Genomic DNA, 23,804 nt, shown 5'->3' with positions numbered 1-23,804 from the left:
GATGCAGTGCTTATATCGAGGGCAGATCGATTGGCTGCAGGCGCTCACGCAGAGGGTCGTGCGGCTGGGCCTTGCTTGGACTGAGTGACTGCTCGACTTCGCCCAGATGCTCTCGCAACAACTGGGCAGCCAATGCCGTATCGCCAGCTTCCAGTGCCTGGACAATACCTTCATGCTGGCGGCATGACAGATTCGCATCCTGCTGGGACTGGTAGAGCGTCGCTGCCAGCGTGGTGCGCGCAGTCAGGTCGCGCAGGATCAGGCTCAGTGCTTCATGCCCCATGCTTTGTGCAAGACACACATGGAAGTCAGCCAGCAAAAACGCCCGCGTGGCCGGGTCTGCTCCTTCCAGGGCGGCTTGTTCTTGTGCCAGGTGCTGTCGCAATTGGCGAGTGACTTGCTGCAGAGGGCGGCCTTGTTCTTGCAGCAAGCCGGTTTCGATCACGCGGCGTGCAGCAAAAGCATCGCGCGCCTCGGTGACTGAGGGTTCCACGACAAACCATCCGCGACGTGGATGCACTTGCACAAAGCCGCGTGCTTGAAGTTGCATCAGGGCTTCGCGTACCAAAGTTCGGCTGACACCGAAAAGATCGGACAAGGCTTGCTCACCCAAACGTTCTCCGGGCTGCAGTTTGCGCGCCAAAATGGATTGGACGACTTGCTGGGCGATGGATTGCGTGGGGTGCTGCATGCGTTCTATCTTAGATTAGCGTTGCCAAGCGCGTTCTTCGGGTTGTTCCAGAGCGGGGACATCTTCGCCATTGAGCACTTTGTGGGCGCGGTCTTTGTCGATGTCGCCTTCCCAGGCTGCGATCGCCACTGTGGCTACGCAGTTGCCAATCAGGTTACCCAGCGCACGGGCAATGCCCATGAACCAATCCACCGACAGTACCAGTACCAAGCCGATGGCTGGAATGGCGGGAACCGCCTGCAACGTGGCGGCCAGAACCACGATGGCTGACCCGGGGACGCCGTGTGCACCTTTGGACGTGAGCAGTGAAATGGCCAGAATGGTCAAAAGATCCACCATGGAAATCGGGGTGTTGGTGGCTTGAGCAATAAACACTGCCGCCATGGTGATGTAGATGGAGAATGCATCCAGGTTGAAGGAATAGCCCGTGGGGATGACCAGACCCACTGTGGAATCACGCACGCCCATGTGTTTGAGCTTGGCCATGATTTGCGGCAGAACGCTGTCCGACGAAGTGGTGGCGAACACCACGGCCAGCTCTTCGCGCAGATAGCGCAGAAGCTTGAACAGGCTGAAGCCGGAAAAGCGCAGGATCAACCCCAGCACAACCACCACAAACACCACGACGGCTGCATAAAACAGCACCACCAGCATGCCCAACTGCTTGAGTGAGCCAACACCGTATTTGCCTACGGTAAAGGCGATAGCACCCAGCACACCCAGGGGAGCCAGCTTGATGATGATGCCCATGGTTTTGAACAGCACCAGTGACAGGTCTTCGATCAAACCCGTCACTTTGCGTCCACGCTCTCCCAGCATTGCCAGAGCGCAGCCAAAGACAATCGAAAACAGCAGTACCTGCAGCACGTCCCCTGTGGCAAACGCGCTGACAGCGGTGGTGGGGATGAGTTTGAGCAAGAACTCGGCAGTGCCACCGCCAGCGAGCTTTTCAGCAGTGCTGGTGTAGGCACTCATTGCAGAAGCATCCAGCGCCTTCGGATCCACATTCATGCCGACTCCTGGCTGGAACCAGACCGCCAATACGAGTCCCAATGCGAGCGCAATGGTGGTGACCACCTCGAAATACACCAGGGCTTTGACACCCACACGTCCCACACGTTTGAGGTCACCAGTGCCGGCAATGCCATGTACAACAACGCAGAACACGATCAGTGGAATCAGCATCTTGATGAGCTTGATAAACCCATCGCCCAGTGGTTTGAGGGCAATGCCGGTCTCTGGCCAGAGCAGTCCGATCACCACACCCGCCACCAGAGCCAGCAGCACTTGTCCAAAAAGTGATTTCAAAAAACGCATGGAAGCCTCGCAGTTAGATATTCAAATCTTGTATGCAAGAACTGTCTGCAAGATTGGTGCCATCGTCACGGGGGATTACGTGGGCCATGTGGCGTAAGGTGAACAGGGGTTAACCAGAGGATTGCACCAAAACGGCGGTAAGTCGCACTGCTTAGGTGCGTTATCAAGCGGTAGGTGGTGGTTTGCTGACTGTCGCTCGCAACCCGATTGGGCAAGGGCCGGAAGCGCGTTGCCAGGAACAGGCTCAAACCGTAGGTATTCGCTTCAAATTTCAATATCCATAGCGACCAATCAAGACTGCATGGTGTATATCAAATGGAAGACCATGTCAGGTGCTGGATCCACAAGGCGAAAAAAAGCCCTTGTCGGGTGAGCAACAAGGGCAACAAAAAGAAACTGAAGCGAATTGACTTTAGCCTAAGCCATCCAATCCGCCAAGCTCCGTGCAACCACCTTTGTGGCACGGCGCAGGTCTTCAAGTTCAAGTCGTTCGTCGGAACGCTTGGCATGGCTTTCCAGCACCGAGCGTGGACCAGCGCCATAGATCACGCCGGGAATGCCGCGCTCCACATAGAGGCGCACGTCGGTGTACAGCGGAGTGCCCACGGCGGCAGGTTTTTCACCAAAGATAAGTTCGCCATGGGTCTGAATGGCATCAACCAGCGGCTGATTACCCGCCAGCGGAGTCATGGCATTCGCCAGCAGCAAGCGCTTGATGTCCACGCGTACGGCGTCATCGCCCTTGTAGCCACGCTCGGCGTTGAAACTTTCCACGGCAGTAGCAATCACGGCTCGAATCGACGCTTCGACTTCGGCAGGGTTCTCCTCCGGGATCATGCGTCGGTCGAGCTTGAGCACCACCTTGCCGGGGATCACATTGGTGTTGGTTCCGCCTTCGATGCGGCCAATGTTGACATAGGGGTGCTTGATGCCAGGCACCTTGGACAACACTTTCTGGTACTTCACGTTTTCGGCATACAAACCGCTCATGATGGCAACTGCTGCCTGCAGCGCATCCACGCCAGTATGCGGCACGGCAGCGTGAGCCATCTTGCCGTGCACGGTGACTTCCATTTGCAGGCAGCCGTTATGTGCGGTCACGACTTCATAGCTAAAGCCTGCGGCCACCATCAAATCGGGCTTGGTCAGACCTTGCTTGAGCAACCATCCCGGGCCCAGCTCGCCGCCAAATTCTTCATCGTAGGTGAAGTGCAGTTCGATACTGCCTTTAGTGGGCTTGGCCACAGCCTCCAGTGCGCGCACAGCGTAGGTGAAGGTGGAAAAGTCGCTCTTGCTCACGGCGGTGGCACGGCCATACATTTTTCCATCTTCGATTTCCGCGCCGTAAGGATCTTTGCTCCAACCTTCGCCTGGGGGCACCACATCTCCGTGGGCATTCAATGCAATGGTTTTGCCGCCATCGCCTTGGGCTCCGTATTGGCGACGCACGATGAGGTTGGTGATGGACTGCATGCCGTAGTCCTTGACCTCTTGCTCGGGCACCACGTGTTTTTCAGCAGCAAAGCCGAAAGCTTGTATCAAATCGGCAGTGCGCTCCGCATGGGGCGCGTTGTTGCCAGGAGGGGTATCAGTAGGCACTTGTACCAGTGCCTGTAAAAACTGCACCTGCTCGTCGAAATGCTGGTCAATCCAGGCGTCCAGTGCAGCGTAGGTAGCTTGACGGTCTTGGTTCATGGTGGTTGTCTCTTCTTGTCGCTTGTTATTCGGTGGCCAGTTGTTGCAGCACATGGCTGAACGCATCAACGGCCAGTTGCATGTCGTCGCTGGTGGTGGATTCCAGAGGGTTGTGGCTGATGCCACCGTTCAGACCTCGCGTGAACAGCATGGCCTGGGGCATGATTTCGTGCAGTTTCATGGCGTCGTGGCCTGCGCCGCTAGGCATGCGGTAAACAGGAACGCCCAAGGCTTGCACGGCTTTCTCCCAGAGTGCCTGCAGGGCCGGTGCGCTGGGTGCAGCTGCGGCCTTCATGGCCAGTTCCAGCTTGGTCTGCAGGCAGCGGCGCCGGGCAATTTCTTCCAGCTTGGCCAGTACGTCGGCCACCATCGCGTCGCGCTGGGGATCGGTGGGCGCGCGCATGTCCATGCTGAATGCACACCTGCCAGGGACAACGTTGATGGAGCCATTGGGCACTTGCAGCATGCCGATAGTCGCTACGCTGTCGCCATCTTGTGCTGCGCGCTGCTCCATATACAGGGCTAGCTCTGCAACGCCCAGCGCGGCATCGCGGCGGCGATTCATGGGCGTGGTGCCTGCGTGGCTGGCTGTGCCGATCATTTCGCAGACATAACGCACTCCGCCATTGATGGAGGTGACCACACCCAGTGGAATATCCAGTTCATTGAGCACAGGGCCTTGCTCGATGTGCACTTCGATAAAGCCCAGGTACTGGGCAGCATCGCGGCGGAGCTTGGGGATGTCGTCAATGCACAGACCGGCATGCTGCATGGCCTCGCGCATGGTGATGCCGTCGGCATCCTTCTGGTCCAGCCATTCGGGCCTGAAGTCGCCAATCAAGGCACCGGATCCGAGGAATGTGGCCTTGTAGCGCTGGCCTTCTTCTTCGGCAAAACCTACGACTTCGATGCCAAAAGGCAGGCGCTTGCCCTGGCGGTGCAGCTCTCGCACGCAGGCCATGGGCACAAAGATGCCCAGGCGACCATCGTATTTGCCACCGTTGCGCACGGTATCGTAGTGGCTGCCGGTCAGCAGGTATTTGGCGCCTTCGATGGCGGGGTGGTAGCGACCCACGACGTTGCCCACCGCATCCACTTCCACCTCGTCAAAACCGCAGTCACGCATCCAGTGGCTGATGCGCTGTGCGCAGGCACGGTGCGCATCGGTCAGGTAGGTGACGGTGAGCTGGCCTTTTTCTGCATAGCCCGGTTCACTGTGCTGGGCCAGTTTTTCCTGCCAGTCCCAGACGTCGTTGCCCAGAGTTGGCTCGTAGCCGAACTTGTCGTTGAGACGAATCTCCGCAATGCGGTGGATGTTACGGATTGCCTCGGCGCGCTCGAAATCGGGGTGGTTGTTCAGGCGGCGTGCAAATGTGGCGATGATTTCCTGCTTGAGCAAGCCGGTGCCACGAGGGCCGCGCACCGCAAGAATGAATGGGAAGCCAAAGCGTGCGTTGTAGTCTGCATTGAGTTGCTGAATCTGCGCGAACTCTTCGGGCGTGCAGTTGGTCAGGCCGGCCTTGTTCTGCTCATTGGTGGATTCTGCGGTTAGTATTTTGGCCACCATGGCCTTGCCTGCAAGCTCAGGGTGGGCGCGGATCAGATCCAGCTGGGGCTGCACGCCGGCTTTTTCCAGCACCTGGACCATGGCGTATTTGAGGTGGGCCAGTGATTTGAATGGGCGCTGTGTCAGCGCTTGCTCGGCAATCCATGGCGAATGCTCATACAAGCCATCGAGCAGTTGCACGGCTGTGGCAGTGTCTGCCGCGTTGAGTTGTTCCAGGGTCAGGGCCATGGTGTCTCCAATTCAATTAGGAAGGCTGCCGGCGTTGTTGCAAGAGGGGCGGCAGCTGATTGCGCAGAAAGTTTCAATTCACAGAGCAGGGGCAGGAAAGCGTTGGACCCAGTGGCGTGCAATATCAATGCGGCGTGCCACCCACACCTGGTCGTGCTGCTGAATGTGGTCCAGAAAACGCTGCAGTGCGGTGATGCGGCCAGGGCGGCCCAGCAGACGGCAGTGCATGCCAATGCTCATCATCTTGGGGGCGTTGTCGCCATCGGCAGCACCTTCGGCATACAGGGCGTCAAACGTGTCTTTGAGGTACTGGAAGAATGGATCAGCGTGCGAGTATCCCTGGGGCAGCGCAAAGCGCATGTCGTTGCAATCCAGGGTGTAGGGCACGATCAGTTGCTGGTGCTGGCTGCCATCGGACTTGCCAACTGTCATCCAGAACGGCAGATCATCTCCGTAGTAGTCGCTGTCGTAGGTGAAGCGGCCATCATCGGCCACGAGGCGGTGGGTATTGGGGCTGTCGCGTCCGGTGTACCAACCCAGGCCATGATCACCGTCATGTCCATACAGCTCTCCAAAGATCTCCATGCACTGAGCCATGTGCGCACGCTCAACCTCTTCGGGCACGCCTTGATAGTGAATCCATTTCAGGCCATGGCAAGCCACTTCGTGGCCCAGCTCGTGGAAAGCTTGCGCGACTTCGCGGTGCCTTTGCAAGGCCGTGGCCACGCCAAACACGGTCAGCGGCAGGCCGCGCTTTTCAAATTCGCGCAGGATGCGCCACACGCCAGAGCGCGAACCGTATTCATAGATGCCTTCCATGCTCATATGGCGCTCAGGATAGGCAGCAGGGTTGAACATTTCAGACAAAAACTGTTCACTGCCAGGGTCACCATGCAGTACGCAGTTTTCTCCGCCTTCTTCGTAGTTCAACACAAACTGCACAGCAACACGCGCTTGGCCTGGCCACTCTGGGTGGGGCGTTTGGCGGCCATAGCCAATTAGGTCACGGGGGTAGGGAGCGCAAGCGTTGTAGGTCATGGGGCGTTGAACAATCGAGCAAAGGCAAATTTAGAAACTGACGCTGGACAGCGCCATGGACAAATCATTGGTCGGTAGATCTCGGTCAAAGGTCAGGCCTTCTTCCACATGCTGTAGATGGTCTTGCATCAGGCGTACGGCGGTTGCTTCGTCCTTGTTGGCCAAGGCGGCCACGATGGCTTCGTGCTCTTCGTGTGAGTGTTCGGCAGCGCTGGTGCTCTGGTACATCAGCGTAATGAGGGCGCAGCGCGATATCAGATCGCCCAGCAGCTGTGCCAGCACCTGATTGCCCATCAACTCGGCCATGACCACGTGGAAGTCACCCAGCAATTCGGTGCGCTGGCCCACATCGTTGCGGTCCATGGCCTTTTTTTCAGCGGCGATGTGGTTTCTCAGGCTCTTGATCTGCTTGGCCGTGACTTGACGCACAAAGGCGCGGGTCATTTCGGTTTCCAGCATGCGGCGCACAGCGAAGACCTGTTTGGCTTCCTCTACGGAAGGCGTGGCAACAAAAGCACCACGGGCAGGTGCGAGAGTGACCAGCCGATTTTGCGAAAGCTGGAACAAAGCTTGCCTGACCAGCGTGCGAGAAACGCCAAAATGATCGGCGAGCTTTTGCTCTGCCAGCTTGGTTCCGGGCAGCAGCTTGTGCTCGACGATGGCGCGAGTCAGAGCGTCGGCAATGGCACTGGTGGAGGATGTTTCCATAGGGATCATCATAGATGCGTTTAAGCAAAAATTGTATACACTTTTGGTGAACAAGCGGTTGCGAGGCAGCTGCAGCAAATTAAGGAGTTACCCCATGGGCTTGAGTACCCACGTTCTAGACACCATGAATGGCTGCCCGGCAGCTGGCATGGCGGTGAAATTGTTTGCTGTCGACGGCGACAAGACCACCCTGGTCAAAGATCTGACCCTAAACCACGATGGCCGCACGGACGCCCCTCTTTTCGACAACAACAGTCTTAAAGTGGGGTCATACCGCTTGTCCTTTGATGTTGCAGCCTACTTCAAAGCAAAAGGCGTGCAACTTCCCGAACCCAATTTTCTGAATGTGGTGAGTCTGGACTTTGGTGTAGCTCATGCAGACCAGCATTACCATGTGCCGTTGCTGGTCAGCCCTTGGAGTTATTCCACCTATAGAGGTTCCTGAGTTCAATGGCTTCGCTCTGCCCTGCGAAGCTCGGCAGTGAGTGCTTCCGATGCTGGCGCTGGTGGGCTTTTGCGAAGTGCGCCTCTTCTCGTATGTGTGGGGCGCCTAGTCTCAGCTGAATGGCCGTGAGCCTAGAGGGTGAGCTGCATCCAGTCTTCGTCGTAATAAGTGCCGTCAATCAGCAGACAATGCGGCTCTACCCCATAGCGTACAAAACCGAATTGCTGGTACAGCGCGATGGCCGCGTGATTGATGCTGGCCACGCCCAATTTCACCTGAGTTAGCCCTGGCATGGTGCGTGCGCGCTCCAAGGTGGAGCGCAACAAGGCTTGTGCAAGGCCTTGGGTGCGTTGATCAGGGTGAACGTAGACAGCCCAAATCTCGGCTTTGTGGGCCAATTTTCGGGGGCGCTGGCGTTGCAGACCCATAGTGCCAACGAGCTGGTCTGCGCAAAAGGCACCCAGGACAAACTGTTCGGCTCCCGGCTCAATGCTGTGGGCAACAGCGGATAAAGGCATGGCCGCCTGCTCTTCAGGCGAGGTGAAAAAAGCCTGCGGATGTTGGTGCAGTGCCATCAGGCGCAGGTTTTGAAAGGCGGCAACATCACTAGCTTGCAACGCACGTATGTGTGCCTGAGGCAGGGCGTTGGAATCAATCTCCGTCACGCTGGCCTTCTGTCAAAGTGTCGAGCTGGAATTTTCCAGATTTGTCCCACAACCAGGTGTCGGTGTAGGTGACATAACCGAGTCTGCTCGCAACAGGAAAGGGGGCGGCTGCACGCACGGTGCGCTCGATTTCTCGGATCACTTCTGGTGCGTGGCGTGGCGCACGCATCCAGTTGAAGCTGCGCACCTGCCCCTTGCGATCCAGGTTCACTTCCAATGTACCTATTGCGTACAGCAGGGGCGGCAGCTTACCTTTGTAAATACGGGAGGCATTTTTCGCATACAAATGTCGCGCTGCATCCTGGCGGTATGAGCGGGGATTGGTGGCGCTGGAGGAGCCGCTGGAGGATGGTGGAGGGCTTGAGGGCGTGATGCCACAGGCAGCCAAAAGGGCAGCTACCGCTGCAGCCATTCCACCCCACAGCCAATGGCGCTTAGGGTGTGGGCAAGATGTGGGAACAGACTTTTCACTCATGGTGCAAGCTTATCCGGATTGCGGCGGATGTAGAAGTGGCAAGACTTGTGCTTGGTTTGCGGGCTTCGGTGTAAGAAAAAAGGTGATTGGGTGAACGATAGACAGCGACTGATGACAGCCGTCGCACAAGGCCTGGTGTGTCTGGTCGAAGTGGTGTCGGTGCAAGGGTCGGCACCACGCGGTCCAGGTGCGTGGATGGCGGTGCAGCCTTGTGCATTGATTGGCACGATTGGTGGTGGCCATCTGGAGTGGGAGGCATTGCGGCTTGCACGTGCATGGCTGCAACAAGGCCTGGAAGGGCAGGCTCGCATACACCGCCTTGCGTTAGGGCCTTCTTTGGGCCAGTGCTGCGGGGGCGTGGTGGAGATCCGTCTGTGCGCAGTGACGCAAGCGACGGTGGAAGCTGTGCTGAAGCGCTTGCAGCCCGTGAAAGTACCTGTAGCCCTGTTTGGCGCTGGCCATGTGGGTCATGCTCTGGTACGTGTTTTACAGCCCTTGTCCTTTGATGTTCAGTGGGTGGACAGTCGCGAGGAGATGCTCCCTGCCGAACCGCCTGCACATGTGCGATGCGAACATTCCGAACCCGTTCATGATGCGGTGCGCGGCCTGGCTGCACATTCGCTGGTGTTGATCATGAGCTTTAGTCATGCCGAGGATCTGGACATTGTCTGTGCCTGCCTTCGCCGCCAGCGCATGCAGGGGGATCTGCCATTTGTGGGCTTGATTGGTAGTGCGACCAAATGGGCGGTTTTCCAGAGAAGATTGGCGGAACGCGGGTTTGCCGAAGATGAGGTCGCCCACATCACCTGTCCAATAGGAATGACAGAGGTTCCAGGCAAAGAGCCGGAAGTGATTGCCATCGCTGTGGCGGCACAGTTATTGCAATTGCGAGCCAAGCAGCTTGCAATCATCTGACGCGGGTTGGTAGTTGTCCTAGGAACATGCATTTTTTCAAAATTGTCGACAAAAAATGCATACACTTTCGGCAAAGACAGGTCGCAGCGGTGCCCATAAGGATGCTCGTATCCCAGGTGCGCGACCCCTTCTTCTGCTCAGAGCGCCCGCAGTGGTGAGCAGGATTGATCCTAGGCAGCACCATACTGCCGGAGTGAAGAGCTATGGAAAGCTATTTTCTCGACTGGGCCAACCTGCTGTTGCGGTGGCTGCATGTCATTACCGCCATCGCATGGGTAGGCTCGTCGTTTTATTTTGTATTTCTCGACAGCAGTCTGACACCACCAGTTGATGAAGACCTCAAGAAACAAGGCGTCAGCGGTGAATTGTGGGCCGTCCACGGAGGGGGGTTCTACCACCCTGTCAAATTCAATGTCTCACCGCCCAAACTGCCGGATCACCTGCACTGGTTCTATTGGGAAAGTTACACGACATGGCTGTCGGGATTTGCGCTGCTGACAGTGTCCTATCTCTGGAATGCCAATATTTACCTGGTCAATCCAGCCAATCCGGTCATGTCCAGTCAAATGGCCATTGTGGTGGCGCTGGCCTTTCTGGTGGTGTTCTGGCTGCTGTACAACGCAATCTGTCGCATCTTTGGTGAAAAAGAGGGGGGAGACGGCATCGTCGGCGCGCTGGTTTTGGTGCTGGTCTGTATTGCCTCTTACCTTGCCTGCCATTTGTTCCCGGGGCAAGCCGCATTTCTGCTGATTGGAGCAATGTTGGCGACTTCCATGAGCGCGAACGTGTTCTTCTGGATCATTCCTGGCCAAAAGAAGGTGGTTGCCTCCATCAAGGCGGGTGAGCCTGTAGACCCTATTCATGGCAAGCGCGGCAAGCAGCGTAGCGTGCACAACACCTACTTCACCCTGCCTGTACTGTTTGCCATGCTGTCCAACCACTATGGCTGGCTGCATTCACATGAACTGAATTGGCTGGTACTGATTTTGATGATGTTTGCGGGAGCTGCCATTCGCCAGTTCTTCGTGATGCGTCATGGTTACAAACTGGGCCGAAATCCTCACCCCTGGAAGTATGCGGCCGTTGGTATGGTTGTGTTGCTGGGTGTGCTGGCCTGGCTCAAGCCGATGCCTCCAGCAGCAGTAGCAGTCAATCCGGCGGTGATTGCGCCCGTTGGACAGTCGGTGTTGCAAGGCGAGGAAGCGAAAGCTGTGGCACCGGCAGTGTCCGCTGCTACTGGCAGTGCAAGTACAGGCACTGTAGGAAGCTATGAAAAACTGCATGCCGTGATGCAGCAACATTGTGTGGTGTGTCACAGCGCCAACACCATCGCGCAAAAGAACGTGAAGTTCGATACGGCCGAAGAGGTCAAGTCCCATGCCCAGCAGATTTACCAACAGGTGGTGCTGCTGCGCAAGATGCCGTTTGGCAATCCTGATGCGCTCAATGAAGAAGAGCGTGCAGCCTTCAAACAATGGTTTGAAAGTGGCGCTGCGATCAAGTAAAGGCAACGCAAAACCACGCTCTTAGGTGTAACCCGCAGCCATGCGCTGCGGGTTTTTTCTGGCTTGCATGCAGCTTTCAAGCGTACGCTCCTCTGGAAACTTTGAGGAGAAAAGAATCTTGACAAAACCAGATTGCAATGTTGACTTGGCTCAACATAGTCTGGTATGGGCTCAGGCAAAGTCTGGGACTATGTTCCTCATCCCATCATTTGATCCCTTGGCCCAAGCAGAGGTGGTTTCCGCCGGGCAATTGCTGCGTCAACGTGGTTCGCGTCCTGATTCCGTACTGTACCTCGACAGCGGTTGCGTGGTGTTGGGTGTGCGGGATGACGGTCAAATGCGCCACCAGCTTGGCATGGTTGAAGGCCCAGCTTGGCTGGATGCTGCTTTTGCTTTGGCCGATAAAGCATGTGGCATCGATATGGTTACCGACTCGCGGGTACGCTTGCGTCGTATTTCGCTGAGTGCTTTCCGGCAAAGTCTGGAGGGTTTGCCTGAGACGGTGGTGACTTTGGTGCGTGACATGGCGCATGGCTATTGCCAGCAGACCGAGACAGCAGTGAGTCGCCTGTCTCAGGATGCCGAAGCGCGGTGTGCACAATGGCTGCTACGCCATGCGCAGCAGGCTGACAACGGCACCATGCGTGTCACATTGCACCAGCGCAAACGCTCTATTGCTGCCCAATTGGGGATTGCGCCAGAAACCTTTTCACGTGTGCTGCGCCACTTGCGCGAGCATGGTCTGATCGCTGGGACGGGTAATGTCTTGAATTTACCCAAACCCAGTGCATTGCAAAGCATGGCGGGTATCTGAAGATATCCATCGGGGAGGAGAAAAGAGGCCGTAAGGCCTCTTTTGCTTTTGGCTGCTGTCAGCCGCTGTCTGGCAAGGGTTCTACCCGTGTGAAAGAGTGTGTTCACGTGCCTATAGTGGGGTGTGAACCGGATTAAAAGCAACCTTCTTTCGCCGGATAGTACAGCCACCAGCTGGCATGGCGTTCGCATGGCGATCTGTGTTTTGGTGGCATTGGTGCTGTCTGCCATGTTGCTGTGCGCTTTCTTTCTGGTACGGGTATTTGATGAGCGCATGCAAGAGCGCTTGGTTGCACACCAAACCGTTGAAGCTGATTTATGGGCACGCATGCTCACTGCCCGCATGGAGGCTCATCAGCGATTGCTCAACTCCATCGCAGAAGGCTTGCACACCAGCTTGCTGGATAAACCAGCGGTGCTAGATGCTTTGATGCAACAAGACGGCTCCATGCTGCGCTTGTTTGCAAGCCTGCATGTGGCGTTGCCATCAGGCTCTGTGACCCATCATGCAGCGGTCGGCACAGTGACTGACATTGACGTGCAAGGTGTGGATGCGCTGCGCCGAACCATTTCTGAAGGCAAGCCTTTCATCACCAATGTTTCGGCAGTTGACGACAAACAGCATCTGCGCTTGCTGTTGAGTGTGCCGATGCGACGTGAAGATGGGCGTGTCACGGGTGCTTTGGCGGCCACTGTGAAATTGCCTTTGGCTGCCTTGCTGCCAGAGGTCACTGAGCCTGAGAAAAATCTGCAGTATCTCTTGCTGGATAACGATGGCATGGTACTGGCGCATTCGGATTCCACGCACCGCTGGCAGCACATTGATAATTTGCTGGCTCCGCATGAGCAAGCCTGGAAGGCGCTTTCCAACCCTTCGGCAGCCAATGCCGATACGCAGCAGTGGGGGGCGACGCTGGTGACGCGTGTGGGGTTGCCACTGCCTCAGTGGCAACTGGTCGTGGTGCGCGATACTTCCAAGGATATTTTCTTTGGGCAGGATCTGCCTGCCCAGGTATGGTTGGGACTGGCAGGTGGAGCCTTGCTGTTGACGGTGCTTGCAGGTGCTTTGTTGTGGGGCTGGCTGGCTCCGTGGCCTCGCCGGACATCGTTGCCAAAGCGCAGTTTGCTGTCTCAACCAGACGGGGAATTGGACACCGATCTGGAGGAAGATGCCTTGCAAGAACGAGCGTTTGCACAGCGCTTGTCACTACAGGCAGGTGCCATGGCCATGTTCGAGGCGGTGCCTTCAGCCATGTTGCTTGAGCATGAGGGGCGCATCACGCTGGCAACGCCACAAGTTGCGGTCATGCTGGGCTATTTTGGTGCGGAGAATGAGCCGCTCACCATGGAGCAATTCTTCGAAAGTGCTGCGGTTTTGGCGGACGTGCGGCACGCCCTTGTGGACCTGGGAAGTTTCGAAGGTATGCTGAAGCTGCGCAAGAAGGATGGGGACTGGGTGTCGGTGGATGTGCTGGCATGGATTCCCTCCCAGCTCTCTTCGGCCACGGTGTGGCGCATGCAGCTGCCATGGCGTCAGCGTCGGGCAATGCCTTTGCCTAACCAGGAACATGCTTGGCGTGACACCCTCACAGGCATGCCCACCCGTGAAGCCTTTATGTGGGGGCTGCAATCATGGGTCACTGACAGCATGCAAGCTGGGAAAACTGCTGTGATTGAGAACAAGCTTGTTCCTGCACAGGGCTGCCTGCTATTTGCTGACCTGGATTATCTGGGCATGATGAATGAAACCACCTCACGCGAGATGGGGAACAAAATTCTGCGTCATGTAGGGCGTTTGCTCGCCAGTTATACCCAACCTCTGGGAAATGTAGCGCGCCTTAGCGGTGATGAATTCGCCGTGCTTTTGCCGGGTATCAGCCTAGCCCATGCACAAGGCATTGGACAGGCGCTGTGTGACGCGGTTTGGCGCTGGCAACCCAGTTGGGGAGGGGAGCGTCACTGGGTCAGCGTCAGCATCGGTGTGGTGGCAGTAGACGCTCTTCGGCATACCCCGCAGCAGGCCTTGCATGCAGCAGACATGGCTTGCTATGAGGCCAAGCGCCGTGGTCGCTGTCAAGTCGCGGTGGGGCAGATCAGCGCCAACCGCAGTTTGCAAGACTAACGCAGCAACGCTTGCAACACATGCTCCGCAGTAGCGGGAGCTTGCAGTTGCACCACCCCCTTCTTCCCTTGTCTGTCGCGCGCACTGGCAATGGCATGGCGTAGCGCTTCGTAGACGCTGATTGCGAGCATGAAGGGGGGTTCACCCACGGCTTTGCTAGCGCCCACGTTGTCTTCAAAGTTGGGCTCTTGGTACAACTCAATCTTGAAATGCTCCGGAACATCGCCTGTGGCCGGGATTTTGTAGGTGCTGGGAGCGTGTGTGGTCAGCACGCCTTTGTCATTCCACACCAATTGCTCGGTCGTCAGCCAGCCCATGCCTTGAATGAATCCGCCTTCCACCTGCCCGACATCGATGGCGGGATTGATGCTCTTGCCTGCGTCATACAGCACATCAACAGCCAGTACCTTGGATTCGCCCGTGAGCGTATCAATGGCCACTTCTGTGCACGCCAGACCATAGGCAAAGTAATAGAAAGGGCGGCCCGTCAGCGTTGTCTTGTCGTAGTGGATCTTGGGTGTGCGGTAAAAACCATCGCTCCACAGCTGGATGCGGTTGGCATAGGCTTCCTTGACCACGGCTTTGAAATCGCGCGACCCGCTGGGTGTATGAATTTTCCCGGCAGAGAAAGTCACGGCACCAGCGCCACAATTGTCCAATCCCGCCACAAAAGCGGCCAGATTGCTGCGCACTTTGCCAGCAGCATATTGCGCGGCGCGGCCATTGAGGTCGGTGCCGCTGCTGGCCGCTGTGGCACTGGCATTGGGTACCTTGCTGGTGTCGCTGGCAGTGACCTGCACCTGCGACAGCGGCACGCCGAGTTCATCAGCCACGATTTGCGCCACTTTGGTGTTCAGTCCCTGGCCCATCTCGGTGCCACCGTGGTTGACCTGCACGCTGCCATCGGTATAGACGTGCACCAGCGCTCCGGCCTGATTGAACAGTGTGGCCGTGAAGCTGATGCCGAACTTCACGGGCGTCACAGCAATGCCGCGCTGCAACACCGTATTTTGTGTATTCCATGCAGCAATGGCTGCCAGCCTTTGCTGATAGTTGGCTGACTGCGTCAGCTTTTGCGTCATGGGGTGCAGGATGTTGTCTTCCACCCTCATCTGGTAGTGAGTGACGGCGCGTGCAGAGCTGGCATCCGCAGCGTAGTAATTGCGCTGGCGCACGTCTAGGGCATCCAGGCCCAGGGTGCGTGCAATATCGCCCATGATGGTCTCTATCACGATCACCCCCTGTGGTCCGCCAAAACCGCGAAAGGCCGTATGGCTCTGCGTATTGAGCTTGCAGCGGTAGGAGGTGATGCTCACGTCTGACAAAAAGTAGGCGTTGTCAGCATGAAAAATGGCGCGGTCGGCTACCGGGCCGGACAGGTCTGCACTGAAGCCGCAATGTGCGGCCATCTCCAGCTTCAAGCCAGTGATCAGGCCAGTGTCATCGAAGCCCACATCCCATTTGTAGTCAAAGGGGTGGCGCTTGCCAGTGACCATGAAATCATCATCGCGGTCCAGTCGCAGCTTGATGGGGCAGCCGAATTTGCGGGCCGCCAGTGCAGACCATACGGCCAGATGTCCGGCCTGGGTTTCCTTGCCACCAAAGCCGCCACCCATGCGGCGACATTGGACGGTGACGGCGTGTGCGCTGATACCCAGGGCATGCGCCACCCATTCCTGAACTTCGCCTGGATGCTGGGTGCTGGAGTGCACGATCCACTGGTTTTGCTCCGCCGGAATGACGTAGGCAATCTGGCCTTCGAGGTAGAAATGCTCCTGTCCACCGACCTCCAGCGTGCCCTGCAAGCGGTGGCTGGCGCGGGCAAGACCCGCATCGGCATCGCCGCGTTGTACATGCACGGGTGGCAGCACAAAACTCTGTTGGGCTATCGCGGTTGCAGTATCCAGTATGGCGGGCAGCGGCGTGATGTCCGCTTTGACTTTGCGTGCAGCGCGACGCGCCGCCATCACACTGTCAGCGACTACCAGGCCCAGCACCTGACCCACATGGAAAACTTTTTCGAGCGCGAAAATGGGTTCGTCATGGCCAAATGCGGCCAGGATAGGATCGCCAGGAATATCTGCCGCCAGGACGATGCCGCGCACGCCAGGCATGGTCAGTGCTTCACTGCTGTCCAAGCCATGCAGTGTGCCATGGGCTACAGTGGAGAGAATCGGTGCGGCGTAGAGCGTGCCGCGCAGCTCGGGCAGATCGTCCAGATAAGGCGCACTGCCTAAAACCTGTGCGCGGGCGCTCTCGTGGATGTTCGATTGTCCAACCACACCGGTGCTTGTGGTCGTTGCTGTGGGGATTGCATTGCTCATGCGGCCACCTCCACGCGAATGTTTTCAAGGGATGTGCAGGCGAGCCCTTGGCTTTCCAGCCAAAAGCGCTGCATCAAACTGCCCAGCACATGCTTGCGGTAATCGCTGCTGGCGCGCATATCGGAGATAGGGTTGAATTCTGCTTGCAAAACTTTTGCTGTGGCTTGTAGCGAGTCTTCGCACCAGGGCTGACCGATCAAGGCTTCTTCAGTCTGCCTGGCACGTGCAGGGGTGGCTGCCACGCCGCCTGCACCAATGCTGGCCTGGGAGATCAGCTTGTCTTTCACATGGATATGGATGACCAGACACACGGCGGAGATGTCGTCATCCTGGCGCTTGCTGATTTTGTAAGCACGCAAATATGGTGTGGATTCATCGGTGTTGGGCACAGGAACGTCAATGCGTGTGACCAGTTCGTCTGCGGCCATGAGGTTCTGGCGGTAGCCTGTGTAAAGCTGCTCCAGGGGCAGGCTGCGCTCTCCGCGCACGCTGGCCAGTACCACCTGGGCATTTAAGGCAATCAGCAGTGGCATGGAGTCCCCGATGGGAGAGCCATTGGCCACATTTCCACCAAGCGTTCCACTGTTGCGTACGGGCAGGCCAGCAAAGCGCGCTGCAAATTTGTGCAATTGGGGCCAGTGGCTTTTGAGTGCTGCGAAAGCCTCATGCAAAGTGGCTGCGGCACCTATGTGCAGGTAATTTTCAGAACGTTGGATGGTTTTCAGCTCCTCTGCGCCTGTCACATCCAGCACCATGTCGAATCTTCGGTGCTGCTTGGTGACCCACAGCCCAACATCGGTGCAACCTGCCACCACTTGTGCGCGCGGATAGGCTGCCCGGATTTGCAGCAACTCACGCATGCTGCCGGGGCGTTGGTAGCTGGGTGCGGTCTGCCCCATTGTTGCCTCGTGATGGGCTTGAGCTTGCTGTTCGAGTTGCTTGAGCTTTTGCATCACTGCGGGTGCATTGACGGTGGCCGGAGGTAAAAATGCCATCTGCTGGGCAGCATCCAGAATAGGGCGATAACCCGTGCAGCGGCACAGATTGCCCGACAGCGCTTCTTGTGCACCTGAGCGGTCAAGCCTGGCACCCTGGTCATGGTTTTGATACATGCCGAACATGCTCATGACAAAACCGGGTGTGCAGAAACCGCATTGTGTGCCATGGCATTGCACCAGGGCTTCTTGCACAGGGTGGAGATCTTTGCCTGCTGGAAGCTGGATATCAGGGTCCTGGGTCAAATCTTCCACTGTCCACAAAGCCATGCCCTCGACGGAATGCGCCAAGCGAATACAACTGTTGATGGCTTTGTAGCTCAGCTGTTCCTGTCCATCGGCATCGGATACGCGCTCGCCAAGCACCACGGTACAGGCGCCGCAGTCACCCTCGCCACAGCCTTCTTTGGTGCCGGTGCAATGCAAGTCTTCGCGCAGCACCTCCAGCAGGGTGCGGTCCGGGGGAACGTCGTGCAGCGTCACGGGCTGACCGCGGCGCAAAAAATGGAGAGGTCGTGAGGACATAAGCTTGCGATCTGGCGGTATTTGGGTGATTAAGCCACTCGGAGTTGGCGATGGCATATAGACTTCCATATGCAGTTCATGCGTTTACAGCAATAAAGTCGGTGTCCATGTAGGTGTCGATCTATAGGCTGCAATCTGTATACACGTTCTGTAAGCAACTTCCGTGCAAGCTAGGTGGGTGCCTTGCTTGTGATTGTTAAACTCTATGACCTGTCTTCTTGGAACTTTTGCCGCAACATGAGCTTTTCTAATTTCTTGCGTCGTGCCAAAAGCTCCCTCAAGTTCTGGTCTGCATCTGCTCAGCCTGAATCGGAACCTCCTGAGTTTCATATTGACGAAGTTTCCGAGCGCGTCGCCAAGCTCCAGGCTCCCCAAGCCAAAGAGCCACAGCAATTTCACGCCTTGGTCAAACTGGCGCCTATTCCAGTGCCACGAGAAGTGCGCTGGGAAAGTCAGCTCATTTATATGGGAGCCTGGGCGGGTACTGCGGCGCTAGCTTGGGGAGGTTTTCACGTTCCGACAAACTGGTTGCTATGGTATGGCGCTGCTGCCGTACTGATCTTCGCAATGCTGTTTCGGCTGGAAGGTCCGCGCACCCGCAAGGAGCGGTTGCAGCGCGAAAGCGAAGTGCAACGTTGCCATGCAGCCTATTTGCAAGCTGAAACCGATTTGAAGGCCGTGCTTAGCGAGGGCTTCAATGAGCGCATGGAAGAGTTCAACAGTATTCGTGCGGAATACGACGGTGCATGTCGGGCCCTGGGGACGACTGATCCGAGTAAAAGTAGCAAGCTGCTGGCCGTATTGGCCAACCCATTGCGCACGGAGAAGACGCCGGAAGATGAGCTGATGGAGCAGATGTCCAAGATGGAACGCAAGATGCTGAAATTGGTAGATGAGCTGGAAGACTATTCCGACATCCACAAAGAAGTGATCGATGCAGCCATCATGGCTCGCCACAACGCCCGTCTGGCGTACTGGCAAGCGCGATTGGATGAAGCTGCATTGACGGGTGAAGCTGTGCAGCAGCATTAACCTCCGAATAATCCCTGCCCTCGTGGCATCCGAGCCTTGGCATACTGGGTCGCAATCGCGGCCCTTATTTCTTTCATGCGAGAAACCACGCCTTTCGAAAAAATCGATCTGCACCTGATTCGCGTGCTGCATACGGTCATTGCCGAACGCAGCGTTTCGCGTGCAGCGGTGCGCCTTGGCATGCACCAGCCAGCGGTTTCTACAGCGCTCAAGCGTCTGCGCGATTTATCGGGTGATCCGATTTTGGTGCGCTCGGGCAGTGGCATGCAGCCTACTGATGCGGCGCTGCGCATGCTGGAGCCATCTGCGGCGATCTTGCAAGCGGCCGAGAACCTGTTTATTGAAGCGCGCTCGTTCGATCCGCGCAGCGCATCGCGCGTCTTTCGCATAGCAGCAAGTGATTATCTGGATCCGCAGTTTCTGCCCAAGCTGGTGGCTTATCTGAAAAAGCATGCGCCGCTATGTACTGTGGAGATCATGGCGCTGAGCCATGACGTGGACTACAACGGTCAGCTGGCGCATGGCGATGTGGATGTGGTGATTGGCAATTGGCCCCAGCCGCCTGCAGAGTTGCGCATGGCCCAGTTGTTTGCCGATGACACCGTGTGCTTGGTCAGTCAGGGTCACCCCGCAGTACGCCGAGGATGGAGTGCCCAGGAATGGCTGGATGCCGAACACATAGCGCCCATGCCGACGCACCCTGGCGCCAAAGGTGTCATTGATGAAGCATTGAATGCGCAAGGCATGCGCCGCAACATTGCCGTGCGCTGTGCGCATTTTGGCTTGATGCCACAGATGGTGGCATCGAGTTTGCTAGTGCTGACTACGGGAAGGCAGTTTTGCGAGCGTTATGCCGCACAGCTGCCTTTGGCGATTTTGGAGCCTCCAGTGCCTCTGCCACAAATGCGCTATTACCAGTTGTGGCACGACCGAACGCACCATTCCAGTGCCGGTGCATGGTTGCGTGATGCTGTTAAACACACTGCTATGCAGCTATGAAACAAATAGCAAATAGACCAAGTTGAAGCTGCGGGTTAGCAGTTTTTGTTCACAAGATTTTTTATTGAAACTGAGAAAATTCGCGCATGAATTCCCCTCAATCCATCCCCCAACCCGGTGAAGCGCCACCGCGTCTGCAACTGGTGGGCATTACCAAGCGATATCCGGCCGTGGTGGCCAATGACGGGGTATCGCTGACTGTGCTGCCAGGTGAAGTGCACGCCGTATTGGGTGAGAACGGCGCGGGCAAGTCCACGCTGATGAAAATCATTTATGGCACCGTCAAGCCTGATGAAGGTCAGGTGCTGTTTGATGGCAAGCCTGTCCATATCCGCAATCCCCAAGAGGCGCGTCAGCTCGGCATTGCGATGGTGTTCCAGCACTTCAGTCTGTTTGACACGCTGACTGTGGCAGAGAACGTCTGGCTGGGGCTGGACAAAAGCATGACCTTGGCGGAGGTGACTGCGCGCATCGAAGCCAAGGGTGCGGAGTACGGTATGGATATCGATCCATCCCGGCCCGTGCACACCTTGTCGGTGGGCGAGATGCAGCGCGTGGAAATCATCCGAGCCTTGCTGACGGATCCGCGTGTGCTGATTCTGGACGAACCCACTTCGGTGCTGACTCCGCAAGCAGTGGAGAAGCTGTTCGTGGTGCTCAAAAAGCTGGCATCCGAAGGCTGCTCCATTCTTTACATAAGCCACAAGCTGCACGAAATCCGTGAGCTGTGCACGGCATGTACCGTGCTGCGTGGTGGTAAGGTCACCGGCTACTGCAATCCTCAGCAAGAGAGCAATGCATCGCTGTCGCGTTTGATGATTGGTGCCGAGCCTCCGGCGTTGCAGTACCGTGAGGTGCAAACCGGTGACACTGTGCTGCATGTCAGTGGCCTGACCTTGAAAAAGCAGGATCAGTTCGGGGTGGATCTGATCGACATGCAGTTTGAAGTGCGTGCTGGTGAAGTTGTAGGCATTGCCGGCGTGTCGGGCAATGGTCAGCAAGAGCTGCTGTATGCGCTGTCAGGGGAAGACACACGTGCGGATGCCCAGATGATCTACGTCACGGGGCAGGCTGCAGGACGCCTGAATCCCAAGCAGCGCCGCGCGCTGGGCTTGCATTTCGTTCCTGAAGAGCGTCTGGGCAGAGGTGCGGTGCCGACCATGGGTCTGGCGCACAACATGTTGCTCACACGTGATGATGCCGTGGGCAAGGGGGGCTGGCTGAGCATCAGCAAGCTGGAGGCCCATGCTACAGACATCATCAAGCGCTTTGGCGTGAAAGCCGGAGGTCCGAATTCTCTGGCCAAGTCGCTGTCTGGCGGCAATCTGCAAAAGTTCATCGTGGGTCGTGAGATTGACGCCAAACCCAAGCTGCTGATCGTTTCTCAACCCACCTGGGGGGTGGATGTGGGCGCAGCCGCACAAATCCGCGGAGAAATTCTGGCGCTGCGTGATGCGGGATGCGCAGTACTGGTACTCAGTGAAGAGCTGGATGAACTGTTTGAAATCTGTGATCGTTTGCATGTGGTGGCCAGGGGGCAATTGAGCCCATCGCTCAAGCGCGCAGACGCCACGCTGCAATTGGTGGGTGAGTGGATGAGTGGTTTGTGGAATGCCGATGTGCAGCAGCACCTGGCGCAAGTCGAAGCAGATAAGGGAAGCGCACAGCATGTTTAAGCTTGAACCTCGTCCACAGGTCTCCAAGTTCTGGACCTATGGCGCGCCCATTCTGGCGCTGTTGATCACCGTGGCCATTGGTGTTGCCTTGTTCATCGCGCTGGGCAAAGACCCCGTCAGGGGCTTGCAAGCCTTCTTCTGGGAACCTATCAAGACCTCTTACGCCCTGGGTGAGCTGGTGATGAAGGCCACGCCCTTGTTGCTGATCGCTTTGGGTCTGTCGGTGTGCTTTCGCTCAAACATCTGGAACATCGGTGCCGAAGGTCAGTTCGTGATTGGTGCGGTGACAGCGGGCGGCGTGGCGCTGCTGGCCGATCAGAACACAGGCCCCTGGATCATTCCTGCCATTTTGCTGGCCGGGGTGCTGGGTGGCATGGTCTGGGCGGGCATTGTTGCCTTCCTGCGTGACAAGTTCAACGCCAATGAGATTCTGGTGAGCCTGATGCTGGTGTACGTCGGCACGCTGGTGCTGGGCTATCTGGTCTATGGTCCTTGGAAGGACCCCATGGGCTACAACTTCCCGCAGTCCAAAACTTTTGACAGCGTCACCCAGATTCCCAAGCTGATTGCTGGCACACGTGTGCACATCGGTACGCTGCTGGCATTGGCAGGTGCAGCGGCCTTGTGGATTTTCCTGTTCCGCACCAAGGCGGGTTTTGCGCAGCAGGTTGGCGGTATGGCACCGGCTGCAGCACGTTATGCGGGCTTTTCTTCGCGCCGTGCGCTGTGGACTGCATTGCTGATCTCTGGTGGCGCAGCCGGATTGGCGGGTGCGCTGGAGGTGGCAGGTCCTATCGGTCAACTCACCCCCTATGTACCCGCAGGCTATGGCTTTGCGGCCATCATCGTGGCCTTTGTGGGCCGATTGCACCCCGTTGGAATGATTTTTTCGGCCATTTTGATGAGCATGTTCTATATCGGTGGCGAGCTGGCGCAATCGCGCCTGGGCTTGCCCAAGTCTTTGACGGGGGTGTTCCAGGGGTTGCTGCTGTTTACGCTGCTCGCTTGTGACACTTTGATTGCCTACCGTGTACGTTGGGTGGCTTCCAAGCCTGTAGTGAAGGGAGCCCAGTAATGGACGCGTATGCATTGCTGTTTGCTTCGACGCTGAGTGCCGGCACGGTACTGGCTCTGGCAGCCTTGGGTTTGCTGATCAACGAAAAAGCCGGTGTGATCAATCTGGGGGCCGAGGGCATGATGCTGTGTGCAGCACTGGCAGGTTTTGCCGCTGTGGTGCACACCGGTAGTACCTGGATGGGCTTTTTGGCGGGCATGGGTGCCGGTGCTCTGCTGGCTGCGGTGTTTGGTGTGCTGGTGATCTGGCTCAACACCAACCAGTCGGCTACCGGCCTGGCCTTGAGTCTGTTTGGCGGTGGTTTCTCGGCGTTTGCTGGCCTTAACTATGTGCAGGCCAAGATGCCTGAATCACCGAAGTTTGAAATCCCCTTCCTGGCGGACATTCCTGTGTTGGGCCCCGCATTGTTCCGTCATCATCCGTTGGTGTATGGCGCCATCATCATTGCGGCTTTGCTGGTGTACTTTTTGTATCGCACCCGCGCGGGCCTGGTGCTGCGTTCGGTGGGGGAGTCGCCGGAGTCCGCGCATGCGCTGGGTTACAACGTACGCCTGATCCGTCTGGGTGCAGTCATGGCCGGTGGTGCCTTGTGCGGTCTGGCAGGAGCTTATGTGTCGACCGTCTACACCCCGCTGTGGGTGGAGGGCATGGTTGCAGGCCGGGGCTGGATTGCACTGGCGCTGACCACGTTTGCAACGTGGCGCCCCACACGGATTTTGCTGGGAGCCTACCTTTTTGGCGGTGTGACCATGCTGCAGTTTCACCTGCAAGCCTCGGGTGTGCATATCGCGAGCCAGTTGCTCAGCATGCTCCCGTATGTGGCGACGATCGTCGTTTTGGTGCTGATTTCGCGCAATCCAGCCTGGATTCGTGCGAATATGCCGGCTTCGCTTGGAAAGCCGTTTTACCCAGGTTCTTGAGAGTTCCAACCATGGCGCTGTGCTCTGCATAAGAAGCCGAGGCAGCGCGAGGCGGGCTTTCCAGGTCCGCCTTT

General features: G+C 57.2%; 20 protein-coding genes. 10 read left to right on the top strand and 10 right to left on the bottom strand.

The window, feature by feature from the left end:
* Nucleotides 1-10: 10 nt before the first annotated feature.
* From QEP11_RS11385 to QEP11_RS11360, 6 genes are all read right to left on the bottom strand, one after another.
* Nucleotides 11-691 carry a GntR family transcriptional regulator gene (locus tag QEP11_RS11385; RefSeq protein WP_284336770.1) on the bottom strand — a complete coding sequence of 227 codons (681 nt, stop codon included), beginning with the start codon at nucleotides 689-691 and terminating at the stop codon, nucleotides 11-13.
* Nucleotides 692-706: 15 nt separating this feature from the next.
* Nucleotides 707-2,008, bottom strand: coding sequence for a C4-dicarboxylate transporter DctA (locus tag QEP11_RS11380; RefSeq protein ID WP_284336769.1), 1,302 nt, complete (start codon nucleotides 2,006-2,008; stop codon nucleotides 707-709).
* Nucleotides 2,009-2,425: 417 nt separating this feature from the next.
* Nucleotides 2,426-3,703, bottom strand: coding sequence for a M20 family metallopeptidase (locus QEP11_RS11375; RefSeq protein ID WP_284336768.1), 1,278 nt, complete (start codon nucleotides 3,701-3,703; stop codon nucleotides 2,426-2,428).
* A 25-nt stretch (nucleotides 3,704-3,728) separates the two neighbouring features.
* Nucleotides 3,729-5,498, bottom strand: coding sequence for a 2-oxo-4-hydroxy-4-carboxy-5-ureidoimidazoline decarboxylase (gene uraD, locus QEP11_RS11370; protein ID WP_284336767.1), 1,770 nt, complete (start codon nucleotides 5,496-5,498; stop codon nucleotides 3,729-3,731).
* A gap of 78 nt (nucleotides 5,499-5,576) precedes the next feature.
* On the bottom strand, nucleotides 5,577-6,536 hold the full coding sequence (puuE, locus tag QEP11_RS11365) for an allantoinase PuuE (protein ID WP_284336766.1): 960 nt from the start codon (nucleotides 6,534-6,536) through the stop codon (nucleotides 5,577-5,579).
* Between the two features lie 30 nt (nucleotides 6,537-6,566).
* A complete protein-coding gene (locus tag QEP11_RS11360) occupies nucleotides 6,567-7,244 on the bottom strand; it encodes a GntR family transcriptional regulator (protein WP_284336765.1) in 678 nt (225 codons plus the stop codon).
* Nucleotides 7,245-7,338: 94 nt separating this feature from the next.
* On the opposite strand from QEP11_RS11360, the gene uraH reads away from it, so the two are divergent.
* Nucleotides 7,339-7,689, top strand: a complete 351-nt coding sequence (uraH, locus tag QEP11_RS11355) for a hydroxyisourate hydrolase (RefSeq protein WP_284336764.1) — start codon at nucleotides 7,339-7,341, stop codon at nucleotides 7,687-7,689.
* Nucleotides 7,690-7,820: 131 nt separating this feature from the next.
* Here uraH and QEP11_RS11350 read toward each other — a convergent pair whose 3' ends face one another.
* Nucleotides 7,821-8,354, bottom strand: a complete 534-nt coding sequence (locus QEP11_RS11350) for a GNAT family N-acetyltransferase (protein ID WP_284336763.1) — start codon at nucleotides 8,352-8,354, stop codon at nucleotides 7,821-7,823.
* The gene (locus QEP11_RS11345; RefSeq protein ID WP_413788718.1) at nucleotides 8,341-8,829 is read right to left on the bottom strand and encodes a hypothetical protein; all 489 of its coding nucleotides are present in this window, start codon (nucleotides 8,827-8,829) and stop codon (nucleotides 8,341-8,343) included. Before QEP11_RS11345 ends, QEP11_RS11350 begins: the two co-directional genes overlap by 14 nt.
* A 111-nt stretch (nucleotides 8,830-8,940) precedes the next feature.
* On the opposite strand from QEP11_RS11345, the gene xdhC reads away from it, so the two are divergent.
* The 4 genes from xdhC to QEP11_RS11325 all read left to right on the top strand — a co-directional run bounded on the left by xdhC (nucleotide 8,941) and on the right by QEP11_RS11325 (nucleotide 14,184).
* Nucleotides 8,941-9,744 carry a xanthine dehydrogenase accessory protein XdhC gene (xdhC, locus tag QEP11_RS11340; protein ID WP_284336762.1) on the top strand — a complete coding sequence of 268 codons (804 nt, stop codon included), beginning with the start codon at nucleotides 8,941-8,943 and terminating at the stop codon, nucleotides 9,742-9,744.
* Nucleotides 9,745-9,947: 203 nt separating this feature from the next.
* Nucleotides 9,948-11,249: a urate hydroxylase PuuD gene (locus QEP11_RS11335; RefSeq protein WP_284336761.1), complete on the top strand. Its 1,302-nt coding sequence runs from the start codon at nucleotides 9,948-9,950 to the stop codon at nucleotides 11,247-11,249.
* 190 nt (nucleotides 11,250-11,439) lie between these two features.
* A complete protein-coding gene (locus QEP11_RS11330; protein ID WP_284336760.1) occupies nucleotides 11,440-12,063 on the top strand; it encodes a Crp/Fnr family transcriptional regulator in 624 nt (207 codons plus the stop codon).
* 189 nt (nucleotides 12,064-12,252) lie between these two features.
* Nucleotides 12,253-14,184 carry a sensor domain-containing diguanylate cyclase gene (locus QEP11_RS11325; protein WP_284336759.1) on the top strand — a complete coding sequence of 644 codons (1,932 nt, stop codon included), beginning with the start codon at nucleotides 12,253-12,255 and terminating at the stop codon, nucleotides 14,182-14,184.
* Here QEP11_RS11325 and xdhB read toward each other — a convergent pair.
* A complete protein-coding gene (gene xdhB, locus QEP11_RS11320; RefSeq protein ID WP_284336758.1) occupies nucleotides 14,181-16,508 on the bottom strand; it encodes a xanthine dehydrogenase molybdopterin binding subunit in 2,328 nt (775 codons plus the stop codon). The two genes, QEP11_RS11325 and xdhB, sit on opposite strands and share 4 nt — an antisense overlap.
* Nucleotides 16,505-18,028, bottom strand: a complete 1,524-nt coding sequence (gene xdhA, locus QEP11_RS11315; RefSeq protein ID WP_284336757.1) for a xanthine dehydrogenase small subunit — start codon at nucleotides 18,026-18,028, stop codon at nucleotides 16,505-16,507. Before xdhA ends, xdhB begins: the two co-directional genes overlap by 4 nt.
* Nucleotides 18,029-18,265: 237 nt before the next feature.
* Here xdhA and QEP11_RS11310 point away from each other — a divergent pair, with 237 nt between their 5' ends.
* The 5 genes from QEP11_RS11310 (at nucleotide 18,266) to QEP11_RS11290 (ending at nucleotide 23,730) form a co-directional block, all read left to right on the top strand.
* Nucleotides 18,266-19,060 carry a hypothetical protein gene (locus tag QEP11_RS11310; RefSeq protein ID WP_284336756.1) on the top strand — a complete coding sequence of 265 codons (795 nt, stop codon included), beginning with the start codon at nucleotides 18,266-18,268 and terminating at the stop codon, nucleotides 19,058-19,060.
* A 75-nt stretch (nucleotides 19,061-19,135) separates the two neighbouring features.
* Entirely contained in the window at nucleotides 19,136-20,059 is a 924-nt protein-coding gene (locus QEP11_RS11305; RefSeq protein ID WP_284336755.1) for a LysR family transcriptional regulator, read from the top strand.
* An 86-nt stretch (nucleotides 20,060-20,145) separates the two neighbouring features.
* Entirely contained in the window at nucleotides 20,146-21,735 is a 1,590-nt protein-coding gene (locus QEP11_RS11300; protein WP_284336754.1) for an ABC transporter ATP-binding protein, read from the top strand.
* Nucleotides 21,728-22,810, top strand: coding sequence for an ABC transporter permease (locus QEP11_RS11295; RefSeq protein ID WP_284336753.1), 1,083 nt, complete (start codon nucleotides 21,728-21,730; stop codon nucleotides 22,808-22,810). Before QEP11_RS11300 ends, QEP11_RS11295 begins: the two co-directional genes overlap by 8 nt.
* Nucleotides 22,810-23,730 carry an ABC transporter permease gene (locus tag QEP11_RS11290; RefSeq protein WP_284336752.1) on the top strand — a complete coding sequence of 307 codons (921 nt, stop codon included), beginning with the start codon at nucleotides 22,810-22,812 and terminating at the stop codon, nucleotides 23,728-23,730. Before QEP11_RS11295 ends, QEP11_RS11290 begins: the two co-directional genes overlap by 1 nt.
* Nucleotides 23,731-23,804 lie beyond the last annotated feature (74 nt).

The organism is Comamonas halotolerans (genome assembly GCF_030162935.1).
GTDB classification, from domain to species: domain Bacteria; phylum Pseudomonadota; class Gammaproteobacteria; order Burkholderiales; family Burkholderiaceae_C; genus Comamonas; species Comamonas halotolerans.
The sequence above is the reverse complement of the archived record's forward strand: the minus strand, read 5'-3'. Positions and strand labels throughout refer to the sequence as shown.